This is a genomic window from Streptomyces sp. NBC_00193, from assembly GCF_026342735.1.
Lineage (GTDB): Bacteria > Actinomycetota > Actinomycetes > Streptomycetales > Streptomycetaceae > Streptomyces > Streptomyces stoeckheimensis.
The window spans coordinates 302790-315728 of sequence record NZ_JAPEMM010000001.1 but is presented as its reverse complement, the minus strand read 5'-3'; the positions used below and the strand labels follow the sequence as shown (position 1 = coordinate 315728).

Sequence of the window (12939 nt, the reverse complement as noted above, 5' to 3'; positions counted from 1 at the left end):
GGGACCGGGCCCGCCGCTTGCGGCTCACGCCCGCAGGTCGCCGAGGTGGTCCGACAGGGTTCGGGTCGGGGTCCAGCCCTGGGTGCGGGCCCGGGTCAGGTCCAGGACCACCGGGTGGGCGAGCTGGTCGACCGCGTAGCGGCTGAGGGGCGGTTCGGTGGAGGAGAGGGCTTCCGCGAGCCGGGCCGCCGTGACCGCCAGGGCCGGCGGGAGGTGGCGGATGCGGGCCCGGATGCCGTGGGCGCGCAGCACCTCGCCCAGGGCTGCGTCACGCGCGTACGGCTCGGAATCCGCGATGTTGTACGGGCCCGGGGCCCAGCCGGGAGCAGCCAGGCAGGCCGCCGCGAGGTTCTCCACCGCCGTCAGGCTGAGCGGGACGTCCGGGCCCGGGAGGAGCAGGGTTCCGGCGCGGACCCGGGAGAGCAGCCGGGGCAGGAGCTGGGTGTCGCCCGGGCCGTACACGGCGCGCGGGCGCAGCACCACGGAGCCCGCGGCCAGCGCCAGGGCCTCGCCGGCGGCCTTCGTACGGCCGTAGGCGTTCAGGTGCCCCGTGCGCGGGTGGTCCTCGCGGACGAGCGTGCGGTCGAGGCGGGGGTCGTAGACGCTGGCGCTGCTGACCCAGACCACCGGGCGGCCGCCCGCCGCGCGCAGCAGCCGTTCGGTGCCCGTCACGTTGACCGCGTGCATGACGGTCTCGGCGGGGGAGCCCGGGGCCGGATCGCCGACCGCCGCCGCGCAGTGCACGACGAGGTCCGTGTCCGAGAGGTCCGGCTCCCCGAGGGACGCGTCCCAGAAGCGGTGTTCCCCGAGCGGGCCGGGTCTGCGGCCCACGCACACCACCCGTGCCCCGGCCGCCGCCGCGGCGCGGGCGACGTGCCCGCCGCAGAAGCCGCTCGCGCCCGTGACGGCGATCCGGATCCCGGCCGCGTCGGACGGCCTACGGGATGTCATGCCGCCGCCCGTACGACCAGCGAACGCCAGCCGGGCAGAGCGGCCCGGCGGTCCACCCGGGCCCGGGTCACGACCGGCCGGTGCGGAGCCAACGCCGCCAGGACGCCGACCAGTTGCTCCCGGGCCAGCCGGGCTCCGGGGCAGGCGTGCGGCCCGGCGCCGAAGACCAGGCGGGCGACGCCCGGCTCGGCGGGGCGGCGCCCGTCGGGGTCCCGCACGTGGGCCCCGGCCGCATGCCGGGCCACCAGGAGCAGCCGGTCGCCGGCCCGGACCGGGCAGCCCCCCACGGAGCCCCCGGCCGCGGCCACCCGGGGGAGGAGGGGGGAGGCCGCCGTGACGCGCAGGAGTTCGTCCGCCAGCGCGGGACGCAGGGCCGGGTCCGCAGCCTGGTCCCACAAGCCCGCGTCGGCGCACCAGGCCACGGCCCGGGGCAGCGCCGCGACGGTGGTGTTGACGGCCGCCACCGCCAGCATCGCGGCCCGGGCGTCCGCCCCCGGCCCCAGGAGCGCGCGGAGCCGCTCGGCGGCGCGGATCGCCGCCGCCCCGGCGCCGGGGCGGGGCGGGCCGGGGAGGTGGCTGCGCACGGAGGCGGCCGCGGCCTCGGCGGCGGCCTCCGCGAGGGCGTGGGGGGCGGCGTCGGCCCCGGCGCCGGGGCGCAGGAGCGCGTACACCACCGAGCCGGCCAGTTCCCGGGCCAGCGGGACCAGGTCCACCGTGCCCCCGAGCGGCAGCGGCGCGAGCCGCCGCAGGAGCAACGGGTGCCACACCGCACGCAGTTCCCGGGTCCCGGACGCGCCGAGCAGCTCGGCGAGCTCCCGCCGGCCGGCCCGGTGTCCGGAGCCCTCCTGGTCGAAGAGCACGTCCTCCACCCGGGCGGCCCGGGCCGCGCCTCCGGTGGTGCCGGGCGCGGTGCGGTCGAGCGGCAGCCGGGTCAGCGCCTCCCGGTAGGCCGCCGTGCCGTGGACGAGCAGGGTGCCGCCGCCGAGCCGGCGCACGGGCCGCCCGCGGGTGGCGGCGAGCAGCGCGAACAGGAGCGGGTGGGAGCGCAGGTAGACCCGGCGGTCCCGGCGGCGGGCCTTCGTGCGGGCCCTGGAGCGGGCCTCGGCGCCCGCCTTCGTGCCCGCCTTCGTGCGGGTCTGGGTGCGGATCGTCGGGTCGGTGGTCATCGGACGTGTGCCTCCGCGGTGTCGGCGGGCAGGTAGCGGCGGTCCCAGTACCAGAGCAGCGTGCGGCGCGGGCCCCAACTCCGCAGCCTGCGCAAGCTGTTCTGCACCACCAGCCGCTCCGCGCGGACGATCCGGTCGCTGTGCTCCCGGGCCCGGTTCAGCAGGGCCACGTCCTCGGGGCGTTCGTGCAGCGGCACCCGCAGGGCGCCGCCGCAGCGCAGGTAGAGGCCGGCGGTGATGCCGAGGTTGTGGCCGTGGCACAGGACGTACGGGGTGCGGTAGCGCGGATGCCGGTGGGACGGGCGGTAGCGGCCGTAGAGCGAGGTGAGCCGGATCAGCGCCGGCAGCAGCCGGGCTTCGAGGAGGCCGGGCCCCTCGTCGCGGCGCGGCACGCTGCGGCCGCACAGCATCTCGGCACCCCGCCCGAACTCCGCCTTCGCGACGGCCGTCCAGTCCGGGGCCGGCAGGCAGTCGGCGTCGGTGCGCAGCAGGTGGGTGGCGCCGGCGGCGATGGCGTACCGGAAGCCCGTGTCGGCGGCGGTCCCGGCGCCGGGCAGCTCCTCCCGGGCCAGCTCGACGCGGAAGGGCGCCGCGCGCGCGAAGTCCCGTACGGCATCGGCCGTCCGGTCGGTGGAGGCGTTGTCCACGACCACGAGCGCGAATCCGGTGTCGTGCTGGGCGGCGAGCGCGGCCAGCGTGGCCCCGATGGCCGCCGCCTCGTTGTACGCGGGCACGACCACCCACAGGTTCGTCAACTCCATGCTCCTTCGGGTGTGTTGGCGGTGGCGGCCCAGGAGGCCGCGCGGAGCAGCGCCCGGGCGCACAGGCTGCCCCAGACGAGAAGTCCGATCAGTGGCCCGGCCCGGTGGTAGAGGTCGCCGTGCAGTTCGGCGGTCGCGGCGAGATAGGGGTCCGCGGCGAGGGTGAGCAGTCGGCAGGCCAGCGCGGCCGCCAGTGCCGGACCCGCGACGGCCGCCGGGCGGGGCCTGCCCGGCGCCCGGTGCGGGGCGAGCCACAGCACGGCCGAGAACAGCGCCCACAGCGCGGGGACGGTCAGGGCCGGACCGCCCGCCGCCACCACGGCGGCGACGGCGCCGCCCGCGAGGCACAGCACGGCCGCGCCCGCGAGGTCCCGGGCCGCGTCGCGCACGGGGTTCCCGCTGCCCGCGTTCTGCCCGCACACGGCCCGGATGCCCGTGCGCAGCGCCCGGGTCGTGCGCACCACCGACCAGCCGAGGGCGAGGACGAGCAGCGGCCGCCAGTGCGGGGCCACGGTGGGCAGCCGCCCGGCCGCCGGAGCCGCGGCGGCGGGCAGCAGGGCCGCGGCCAGCCCGTCCACGATCCGCCGGACCCCGTCCGCACCCGCCCCGGCCCGGCCTGCGAGCGAACCGGCCAGCAGCACCGCCGGGGCAGTCCCGACGAGCAGGGCGTACGTGAGCGAACCCGCGAGCGCGTCGCCGTTCGCGCGGGTGTAGCGGCGGTGGGAGGCCATGACCCGCTCCCGGAGCGCCGCGGCGCGGGCCCGCCGCGCGGTGTCGGCGGGCAGGGGGATGCGCGGGCCCGTCCCGGGGCGGAGCCGGGCGGCCGCCGTGACCCGCTGCCCGACGGCGCGGGCGCGCGCCCGCCACGCGGGTGCAGCCGTCACGGGGCGCCCCGCCGTGCGCGGGAGGCCTTGGCCGACGCGCCGTCCCGTGCGGAGCCGGAGCCGGAGCCGGAGCCTGGCCAGGACCCGTAGCCGAGCCAGGACCGGGACCGGGACCCGGACCCGGACCCGGAGCTCAGCCGGTGGGCCGCCAGGGCCGCCGTGGCCGCGCGGTCCGGTTTGCGGGAGCGGCCCGACAGCGGGATCCGCGCGAACAGCAGGGCGTCGGGCGCGGCCGTGCCCATGCGGCGCAGCGGGCCCGCCAGTGCGGACCGCAGCGCGGGCTCGGCGGTCCCGTGGCAGGGCTGGACCACGGCCACGAGCCGCTCGTCGCCGTGGTCGCAGCCGTCGCTGGCGCCGTCGCCGTCGCGGCCGGCCGCGTCCGCCGGGACCCCGACGAGCAGCGCCAGCTCCACCCCCGGCACGTGCAGGGCCGGTTCGTACAGGCCCGGGTAGATGTTCTCGGCCCGCCGCAGCACCATGTCCTTGGCCCTGCCCTCCAGCACGATCCGGCCCGTGCCGTCCAGGCGAGCCCGGTCACCCGTACGCACCCACGGATCGGGGTCCTCGCCGAGGTAGCGGTGCCGGGCCCCGGGACCGGTCAGCAGCAACTGCCCGTCCGCGTCGGACTCGGCGCGCACCCCGGGCAGCGGGGCGCCGACCAGGTCGCCGGCACCCTCGTACGCGGCCTTCTCCCGGGACTCCACCGCGGCGGCCGGGAACAGCTCGGTGAGCGCGTACACCCCCCAGGCCTCATCGGCCCCCGACTCCCGTACGCGGCCCAGCAGTTCCGCGCCGGCCGGAGCCGATCCGGTCCACACCCGGCCCCGGAACCGGGCCCCCTCCCGCAGCGCGTCCCGGAGCTGCGGCGGTGTGAGGTAGGTGTCCCGCGGCGCCAGCCGGGCCAGCTGGCGGGCCAGGATCCGGGGCGAACGGGCCGGGAGGGCCACGGGGGCGCCGCGCACCAGGGAGGGGACGAGCACGAAGAAGGTGCCGCCGAGCACAGGACCGGCGGTGGCGGCCGCAGCATCGCCCGGACCGCCGGAGAACAGGGCCGACACCGTCTCCATCCCGGCGGCCAGACTCGCCCGCGTGTGCACCACCGCCCGGGGCCGCGCGGTGGTTCCGGAGGTGAACACGATGACCGCGTCGGCGTCCCCGTCGCCCGTGAACCGCGGGGGAACCCCGCTGCGCGCCGCATGCCGGTCCAGAGCGGGCGCGCACCCGGGCAGCCGCCGCCCGACCGTGGCCACCGGCGCGCCCAGCCCGGCCAGCTCCGGCAGTTCCAGCCCGGCCGCCCGCCGGGCCAGCGGCCGGGCCCACCCGGCCACCGCCTGCGCGGCGGCGTCGGCCAGCACCAGCGCGGGCCGCGCCGAAGCCAGCCGGGCGCGCAGCACGTCGGGTCCGGCCCCGGGGTCGAGGACGGCCCCGCGCAGACCGAGCCGCCACAGCGCGAGCAGCACGGCGAGCGCACGCGGCCCGGGGCGTACGGCGACCCCGACGGTGTCCCCGGCGCGCAGCCCGCGCGCGTACAGCGCGGCGGCGAACGCATCGGCCAGCTCGGCGAGTTCCCCGCGCGTGGCGGCGGTCCGGGTGACTCCCGTACGGGTGGCGGTCAGGACGGCGGGCCGCTCGGGGCGGGCGCGCAGTGCGTGGTCGAGGCGGTCCAGCATCAGCGGGGGTCGTCCGTTCCGTGCGGGCCGCTGCCGCGGCCGAGGTACCAGCGGGCCGTGCCGGCGATCCCGTACGCCCGCAGCCGGCGCGTGGAGTTCTCCACGACCATCGCCCGGCAGCGCGTGATCCGGTCGGTGTGGCGGCGCACCGCGTTGAGGAAGAGCCGGTCGGTGGGGGAGGGGCGCCGGGGCATCCCGCCGACCGCCAGGTACAGCTCGGCGGTGATGGCCATGTTGTTCCCGGCGTGCATCCGGTACGGGGCGCGGTAGCCGCGGCGCCGCGCGTGCTCGGGCCGCAGCCGCCCGAAGAGCCCGGCGAGCCGTACCAGGACCCCGAACCCGGCCCGCCCCAGCGGACCGTGCTCGTCGCGCCGGGCCACGATCCGCCCGCACACCAGCCCGGGATCGCGGATCAGGGCCGCCCGCGCCGCGCCCGTCCACCCCGGGTGGGGCAGGCAGTCGGCATCGGTGCGGGCGAGCAGGGTCGCACCGCGCCCGATCGCGTACCGGAAGCCGGTGTCCACGGCGGAGCCGACGCCCTTCTCCGGTTCCTCGATGACCTCCACGGCAAAGGGGGCGCCCGCCGCGAACTCCCGCGCCACGGAACCCGTCCGATCGGCCGAGGCGTTGTCCACGACCAACAGGGTGAAATCCCGGTCCCGTTGACGGGCGAGCGCTTCGAGGGTCCCGGCGATCCGGGCCTCCTCCTCGTGCGCGGGCACCACCACCCACAGTCGTCCGGCCGCGCTCACGACTTCTCCCAGACCATCGTCATGATGCTGATCCCGCCGCCGAGTCCGACGAACAGCACCCGGTCTCCCGAAGCCAGTTCGTCGAATATTCGGTGCAGCTGCACCCCGATCGTCGCGCTCGCGATGTTGCCGAGCTCGGGCACGGTCACCACCAGCTTCCCGGCCGGCACCCCGGTCAGCTCGGCGAACCGCTCCAGATAGGGCACCGTCACCTGGTGCACCAGCACCTTCGAGAAGTCCTCCCAGCCCATGCCCGTGCGGTGCAGGGTCCGGTCGATGACGGCGGTGCCCACCTTCTCGAAGACCCCGCGCAGTTCGTGCCCGTCGCCGCGGAAGTACGTGTACGCGTCCCCGCGCGGGTGGCGCGAACCGCCGCCCGGGATGCCCCCGACCTCCCAGTGTTCGGAGTGGGTCTCGGTGTCCACGTCGAGGATCCCGCCGCGCTCCACCGGCTCCACGATCACGGCGGCCCCCGCATCGCCGAAGGTGTAGCCGGCGAAACCGGCGCGGAACTCGGCGAAGTCGGCGGGCGCCGTCCGTACGGCCCGGCTCGGGGTCTCCCCGGTGACCACCAGGGCCCGCCGGGCCCGGCCGGCGAGGATCATGGCGCGGGCGAGGTCGATGCCGTTGACGAAGCTGTTGCACGCATTGGTGACGTCCAAGGCGTGGGCCTTCGTGCCGAGTTCGGCCTGCACGATGTGCGCGGTGGCGGGTTCGGCGACGTCGCGGGAGGCGGAGGCGAAGAGCAGCAGGTCGATGTCGGCGGGCCCGAGCCCGGCGGTGTCCAGGACCCGGCGGGCCGCATCCACCGCGAGCGTGGAGGCGTACACCCCCTCACCCGCGATCCGGCGGGCACGTATCCCGGTGGCCTGGGTCAACAGACGGGCGGGCAGGGTGAGTCCGGCCCGGTCTGCGATCTCGCGCTGGAGCCGGTCGGAGGTGAGGACGTCCCGGGGCAGCACACCGGCGACGCCGGTGATCCCGGCGCGGAGCCGCGGGCGCGGTACGGATGGCTGATTCGGCATGCCCTCACGATGACGCGCCATCCGGTCCCGGTCCTGAGTACGGATGCTCATCCCGCCCGCCGGCCGGGTGAGTACCAGCGGCTGCCGGTCCGCCGCACGGGACGGCGGCTGCGGAGAGATCGCGAAGGGATCGCGAAGAGATGTGGCGTGCGGGGCACGAACCGTCTGACGAGGTATTCCGTTCTCCAGGTGTACGGCCCACTGTCATTCAAGCAACGCCGACCGGTACCCCGGGGACGCTGTTCTTGGGGCGCCCCTCGACACCCCCCGCACCCGTCTCACCCGCAGAGGTCGTTCTCCATGACTGAATTGAATCGGCGCAGGTTCCTGCAGATCGCCGGTGGCGCCGCCGCCGTCACGATGCTGAACGACAGCATCGCGAGGGCCGCCGCCATCTCGGCCCAAGGCAGTACCGGCACGATCCAGGACATCGAGCACATCGTCGTCCTCATGCAGGAAAATCGTTCCTTCGATCACTACTTCGGTGCGATGAAGGGCGTCCGGGGCTTCGGGGACCCGAGGCCGGTCCTCCAGGACAACGGCAAGTCCGTCTTCCACCAGTCCAACGGCACGAAGGACATCCTGCCCTTCAACCCCCAGATCAACGACCTGGGCATGCAGTTCCTGACGGGGCTGAACCACGACTGGGCGGGCGGCCACCAGGCCTACAACAACGGCAAGTACGACAAGTGGGTCCCGGCCAAGACGGCCACGACCATGGCGTACATGACCCGGAACGACATCCCGTTCCACTACGCGCTCGCCGACGCCTTCACGGTGTGCGACGCCTACCACTGCTCCTTCATCGGCGCCACCGACCCCAACCGCTACTACCTGTGGTCGGGTTACACGGGCAACGACGGCGTGGGCGGCGGCCCGGTCCTCGGCAACCAGGAAGCCGGCTACGGCTGGAAGACCTACCCCGAGCGCCTGGAGACGGCCGGAGTCTCCTGGAAGGTCTACCAGGACATCGGCGACGGCCTGAACGCCGCCGGATCCTGGGGCTGGATCAACGACGCCTTCCGCGGCAACTACGGCGACAACTCGCTGCTGTACTTCAACAGCTTCCGCAACGCCCAGCCCGGCAGCGCCCTGTACGAGAAGGCCCGTACGGGCACCGACGTCAAGGCGGGCGGCACCTACTTCGACAAGCTGCGCGCGGACGTCGTGAACGGCACCCTCCCGCAGGTCTCCTGGATCGCCGCCCCCGAGGCGTTCAGCGAGCACGCCAACTGGCCTACGAACTTCGGCGCCTGGTACATCTCGCAGGTCCTGGACTCGCTGACCGCGAACCCGGACGTGTGGGCGAAGACGGCGCTCTTCATCACCTACGACGAGAACGACGGCTTCTTCGACCACGTCGTCCCGCCGTACCCGCCCGCGTCCTCCTCCTGGGGCCTGTCCACGGCGAGCGTCACCGGCGACCTGTACACCGGGGGAGTCTCCGGCTACGCCGCCGGCCCGTACGGGCTCGGCCCCCGCGTCCCGATGATCGTGGTCTCCCCGTGGAGCAAGGGCGGCTACGTCTGCTCCGAGACCTTCGACCACACCTCGGTGATCCGCTTCATGGAGAAGCGCTTCGGCGTGCAGGAGCCCAACATCTCCCCGTGGCGCCGCGCGGTCTGCGGCGACCTGACCTCGGCGTTCGACTTCACCCGGGCGGACGCCGCGCCCGCCGCGCTGCCGTCCACGGCCGCGTACGTACCGCCGGACAAGAACCGCCACTCGTCCTACAACCCGACCCCGCCGGCGACGGGCACCCTGCCCAAGCAGGAGGCGGGCGCCAAGCCGACGCGCGCACTGGGCTACGCCCCGTACGTGGACGGCAAGGCCACGGTCTCCACGGGCAAGTTCACGCTGACCTTCTCCTCGGGTCCCACCCTCGGCGCCCACTTCCACAGCACCTCGGGCAACCGTACGGACGGCCCGTGGCCCTACACGGTCGAGGCGGGCAAGACCCTGTCGGACACGTGGAGCACGAGCAGCTCCACCGGCAACCAGATCAACCTCACGGTCTGGGGCCCGAACGGCTTCCTGCGCACCTGGAAGGGCCCGGCGAAGAAGGCCGGCCCCGAGGCCACGGCCCGCCACTCCGCGTCCACCGGGGACCTGGTGCTGTCCCTGACCAACGGGGGCACGGCGGCCGTCAACCTGACCGTCACCAACGCCTACGGCGGCACGGCCCAGGTCGTGCGCGTCGCGGCGGGCGCCACCGTCGCGCACACCGTGTCCCTGTCCGGCACGGCCCGCTGGTACGACGTCACGGTCGTCTCCGACGCGGACGCCACCTTCCTGCGCCGCTTCGCCGGCCACGTGGAGACGGGCGCGGCGGGAGTCTCGGACCCGGCGATCAAGACCGTCTGACGCGGTCCTCCGGCACGCGCAGCAGCCGCCGTTCCAGCACCGGGAGGTCGCGGGGACGGTGGCTGCGGGCGTGCCGGAGCAGCAGGTCCCGTGCGGTGTCCGGGACCCGGCGCCGCTTGGGGTGCCGGGTGGTGAACTCCTCGCTCGCGAAGAACCGCACGGCCGCGTCGAGCCCGCCGCGGTCGGTCTCCCGGACCGCCCAGGCCAGGTCCTCGGTGGAGGCCCCCACGAGCAGGCGCGGAGGGGCCAGCTCCGCCAGGAGCGAGGCCGCGTCGGTGGGCTCCTCGCGTACGGTCCCCTGCCAGGAGAAGGCGGCCGCCAGCGCGATCCGCGCCGGGCGCGGGGGATCCTCGCCGCGGGCCATGGCCTCGGCGAAGCCACGCAGCGCCGCGGGCGCGGCGGCCACCCACCGGGCCCGGTGCCGGGCCGGGATGCCGTCCGGGGCGCAGGGGTCGAGCAGGCGGGCGAGCGGCCCCGGCCGGGCGGGCGGTACGTGCCGGATCGTGGGGTCGTCCGTGGCGTCGAACGGGTCGGGGGCGTGGTCCCAGCACATGCAATCGAAGGAGTCGAACGTGTCGTCGGCTGCCGCTGCCCCTCCGGAGACCGGCTCGGGCTCCCGTTCGGCGGGCCACACGGCAAGGACCTCCGCGACCTCGGCCGGGTCGGTGATCTCGTACCGCGCCGGGTGGTACGGGTGGCCGTCCGCGCTCTTCCCGTCGCGGACCCGGATGCGTTCGACGGGGACGGAAGGTGGGGTCGTCACGGTGTGATGGTAGGCGCGGTGGGCAGAACGTACGGCGGCAATTCTTTCCGCCCCGTCACCGAGGGAGAACGCATGGCCATCGCCCACCGCAGGACCGGCACCGGCCCCGTCCGCGTCATCGTGCTGCACGACTGGTTCGGCACGTCCGCCAACTGGGGCTCCGTACTGGACTACCTGGACCCGCGGGAGTTCTCGTACGCCTTCCTCGACTACCGCGGCTACGGTGACCGCAGGGACGTCCCCGGCCGCTACGCGCTCCCCGAGATCGCCGACGACGTCCTCGCGCTCGCCGACGAGCTCGGCTGGGACACCTTCTCCCTCCTCGGCCACTCCATGGGCGGCAAGGCCATGCAGCAGGTCCTCGTGCGCGCCCCCGAGCGCGTCGAGAAGCTGATCGGCATCAACCCGGTCCCCGCCGCCCCCTACGAGATGGACGACGCCACCCACGAGCTCTTCTACGGGGCCGCCGGGAACGCGGAGAACCGCCGCGCCATCCTCGACATCGTCACCGGCCGCCGCGCGAGCCCGTACTGGCTGGAGCGGATGGTCGCGCACTCGCTCGCGGTGTCCCGGCCGGAGGCCTTCGCCGGGTACCTCGCGAGCTGGCAGCCGCTCGACCTGTCCGCCGCCGTGAAGGGCAGCACCGTCCCGGTGCTGGTCCTCGTCGGAGAGTACGACCTCGCGCTCACCGCCGACTTCATGCGGGCCACCTGGCAGGTCTCGTACCCGAACTGCCGCATCCGTTCACTGCCCGGCGCCGGCCACTACCCGCCGCACGAGAGCCCGGTCGCCCTGGCCACCGAAGTGGAGGCCTTCCTGCGCGGGTAGGGCCGTGACCGGGCTCTCCTGACGGGGCGGTGCGGGTCACTTCCTGCTGTACGTGCCGAACAGGTCGATGATCAGGTCGGTCGGCTCCCAGCCGCGGTTCCAGAAGTCGACGATGTCGTTGTTGCCGGTGCCGGCCTGGACCATGTTCGCGACGGTCGTGTCCTTCGTCCAGTTCAGGACGGAGGTGTTCGGCGGGGTCGGGCGCTCCACCGTGCCGTTGAGGTAGTCGTCCTTGGTGTTCGGGTCGGGGGCCACCGTGAGGTGACCGGCGCTCCTCGTGTTGGTCACCGTGGTGTTCAGGACGAGGGCTTCGAGCCCGCTCGCCATCCACTGGATCTCTTTGTGGTAGTTCTGGGCCTCGAGGGGCCAGCCGTAGGTCCGGGTGTCCTCAAGGCGCTCGGGCTTCCCCGGAAGGTAGGCGGCCTTGCCGTCGGCGCCGTAGTAGCCGGTGACGTCCACGATCACGCCGGAGTGGCCGAAGGAGGCGTGGCGGATGCTGATCCGGCCGTCCGGTCCGACCGGGACGATCACCGCGTTTGCGACGGTCTGCCCGGCGGTGAAGTTCACGCTGGAGGTGGACGGGGCCTGCCCGCCGCCCGGGAAGACGGTCAGGTGGCCGGCCTGGCCCGGGTTGACCACGGTGACGTTGAGGGACACGGCCGTCACGCCGGTGGCCGGCAGCCCGGCCGCTCCGGCGACCTGGACGCCGAAGGTCTTCTGGGGACCGGGTGCGACTGTGGACGCCCCCAGTCCCTGACGGGTGTCGACGAGCCGGGTCGGCTCCAGGGAGGTGTAGCCGGCGGCGGCGGTCCGGCTGAAGTAGCCCGTCACGTCGGCGATCAGGTCCACCGAGCCCAGGCTGCGGTTGGCCAGCTCCACGTAGCCGTCCGCGCCGACCGGCACGATCGCCAGGTTGGGTACGGTCTGGCCCTTCACGAAGTTGACGTTCGAGGTCTCCGGCCGCTTCGTGCCGGAGGCGTACGCGATCACGTGCCCGGCCGTCGCGGCGTTGGTCACCGTGATGTTGAGGGCCACGGCCGTCACCCCGGCCGGGATGGAACCGCTGCCGGCGATCTTCACGCGGGTCGTGCCGTTGGCTCCGACGGGGCGGGCGCCGGGGGTCCCGGTACCGGTGCCGTCACGGGTGTCCAGCAGCCGGGTGGGGGCGTGCGGGGTGAACTCGGAGCCCTCCACCACCATCGTCTTGGTGGTGACGGCGGTCTCGCCGCCCGGGCCGGTCGCCTTGATCGTGATCGTGTGGGCGCCGGCGTGGGCGTAGGTGTGATCGGCGGGATACACGAGGTCGGCGACGAGGCCGAACTCCGTGGCGACGATGCCGTCGCCCCAGTCGATGTCGTACCGGACGAGGCCGTACGTCAGGTCGGTGCTGACGCCGGTGGCCAGCCCGACGGAGAGCGCGTCGGAGGTGATGGCGCCCATCGACACGTCGAAGTACGCGCTCTGCTGGGTGCGCGCCGCCGGGCCGGACGCGGCCGAGGCCCGGGCCTTCGCGGCCGCGGTCTTCGTCGCTATCTCCTGCGCGGCGGCCTTCCCGGCCGCTTCCTTCGCGGCGGAGGCCCCCTCCGCCGGGCCCTTCGCGGGCGGCGCGGGCGTCGGCTTCGGCTTCGGCGCCGGCGTGGGCGTCGCGGAGGCGGCACCGGCCGACGGCGCGGCCTGGGCGGTGACGGGTACGAAGCCGACGGCAGCCGCGACGACGGCGGCGGAGATCATGACACGGTGACGGAACACCGGCCCCCCTAAATCTGAACATGTTC

Annotated in this window: 11 protein-coding genes; 2 read left to right on the top strand and 9 right to left on the bottom strand. The window is 75.0% G+C overall.

What is annotated here, in order from left to right; translation table 11 throughout:
• Nucleotides 1-24: 24 nt before the first annotated feature.
• Genes OG898_RS01335 through OG898_RS01305 form a run of 7 tightly spaced genes read right to left on the bottom strand, consistent with a single transcriptional unit; the run spans nucleotide 25 to nucleotide 7209 of the window.
• Nucleotides 25-951 carry an NAD(P)-dependent oxidoreductase gene (locus OG898_RS01335; RefSeq protein ID WP_266954449.1) on the bottom strand — a complete coding sequence of 309 codons (927 nt, stop codon included), beginning with the start codon at nucleotides 949-951 and terminating at the stop codon, nucleotides 25-27.
• Entirely contained in the window at nucleotides 948-2117 is a 1170-nt protein-coding gene (locus OG898_RS01330) for a cytochrome P450 (protein ID WP_266954447.1), read from the bottom strand. Before OG898_RS01330 ends, OG898_RS01335 begins: the two co-directional genes overlap by 4 nt.
• Nucleotides 2114-2878 (bottom strand): glycosyltransferase family 2 protein, encoded by a 765-nt coding sequence (locus OG898_RS01325; protein WP_266954445.1) that lies wholly within the window; start codon nucleotides 2876-2878, stop codon nucleotides 2114-2116. Before OG898_RS01325 ends, OG898_RS01330 begins: the two co-directional genes overlap by 4 nt.
• Nucleotides 2869-3762, bottom strand: a complete 894-nt coding sequence (locus tag OG898_RS01320; protein ID WP_266954443.1) for a YhjD/YihY/BrkB family envelope integrity protein — start codon at nucleotides 3760-3762, stop codon at nucleotides 2869-2871. Before OG898_RS01320 ends, OG898_RS01325 begins: the two co-directional genes overlap by 10 nt.
• A complete protein-coding gene (locus OG898_RS01315; protein WP_266954441.1) occupies nucleotides 3759-5432 on the bottom strand; it encodes a class I adenylate-forming enzyme family protein in 1674 nt (557 codons plus the stop codon). The genes OG898_RS01320 and OG898_RS01315 overlap by 4 nt, the downstream gene beginning before the upstream one ends.
• Nucleotides 5432-6184: a glycosyltransferase family A protein gene (locus tag OG898_RS01310; RefSeq protein ID WP_250742012.1), complete on the bottom strand. Its 753-nt coding sequence runs from the start codon at nucleotides 6182-6184 to the stop codon at nucleotides 5432-5434. The genes OG898_RS01315 and OG898_RS01310 overlap by 1 nt, the downstream gene beginning before the upstream one ends.
• Nucleotides 6181-7209, bottom strand: a complete 1029-nt coding sequence (locus OG898_RS01305; protein WP_266954439.1) for a 3-oxoacyl-ACP synthase III family protein — start codon at nucleotides 7207-7209, stop codon at nucleotides 6181-6183. Before OG898_RS01305 ends, OG898_RS01310 begins: the two co-directional genes overlap by 4 nt.
• 300 nt (nucleotides 7210-7509) lie before the next feature.
• Here OG898_RS01305 and OG898_RS01300 point away from each other — a divergent pair, with 300 nt between their 5' ends.
• Nucleotides 7510-9573 (top strand): phosphocholine-specific phospholipase C, encoded by a 2064-nt coding sequence (locus tag OG898_RS01300; RefSeq protein ID WP_266954438.1) that lies wholly within the window; start codon nucleotides 7510-7512, stop codon nucleotides 9571-9573.
• On the opposite strand, the gene OG898_RS01295 is transcribed toward OG898_RS01300, so the two are convergent.
• Nucleotides 9560-10336: a hypothetical protein gene (locus OG898_RS01295; protein ID WP_266954437.1), complete on the bottom strand. Its 777-nt coding sequence runs from the start codon at nucleotides 10334-10336 to the stop codon at nucleotides 9560-9562. The two genes, OG898_RS01300 and OG898_RS01295, sit on opposite strands and share 14 nt — an antisense overlap.
• Nucleotides 10337-10408: 72 nt before the next feature.
• On the opposite strand from OG898_RS01295, the gene OG898_RS01290 reads away from it, so the two are divergent.
• Nucleotides 10409-11164 (top strand): alpha/beta fold hydrolase, encoded by a 756-nt coding sequence (locus OG898_RS01290; protein ID WP_266954436.1) that lies wholly within the window; start codon nucleotides 10409-10411, stop codon nucleotides 11162-11164.
• 36 nt (nucleotides 11165-11200) lie between these two features.
• On the opposite strand, the gene OG898_RS01285 is transcribed toward OG898_RS01290, so the two are convergent.
• Entirely contained in the window at nucleotides 11201-12913 is a 1713-nt protein-coding gene (locus tag OG898_RS01285; protein ID WP_266954435.1) for a hypothetical protein, read from the bottom strand.
• Nucleotides 12914-12939: the final 26 nt, after the last annotated feature.

Excerpts from the sequence above, each read along its gene's own strand:
- OG898_RS01335 (WP_266954449.1), bottom strand. The coding sequence starts at position 951 with ATGACATCCCGTAGGCCGTCCGACGCGGCCGGGATCCGGATCGCCGTC.
- OG898_RS01330 (WP_266954447.1), bottom strand. The coding sequence starts at position 2,117 with ATGACCACCGACCCGACGATCCGCACCCAGACCCGCACGAAGGCGGGC.
- OG898_RS01325 (WP_266954445.1), bottom strand. The coding sequence starts at position 2,878 with ATGGAGTTGACGAACCTGTGGGTGGTCGTGCCCGCGTACAACGAGGCG.
- OG898_RS01315 (WP_266954441.1), bottom strand. The coding sequence starts at position 5,432 with ATGCTGGACCGCCTCGACCACGCACTGCGCGCCCGCCCCGAGCGGCCC.
- OG898_RS01305 (WP_266954439.1), bottom strand. The coding sequence starts at position 7,209 with ATGCCGAATCAGCCATCCGTACCGCGCCCGCGGCTCCGCGCCGGGATC.
- OG898_RS01300 (WP_266954438.1), top strand. The coding sequence starts at position 7,510 with ATGACTGAATTGAATCGGCGCAGGTTCCTGCAGATCGCCGGTGGCGCC.
- OG898_RS01290 (WP_266954436.1), top strand. The coding sequence starts at position 10,409 with ATGGCCATCGCCCACCGCAGGACCGGCACCGGCCCCGTCCGCGTCATC.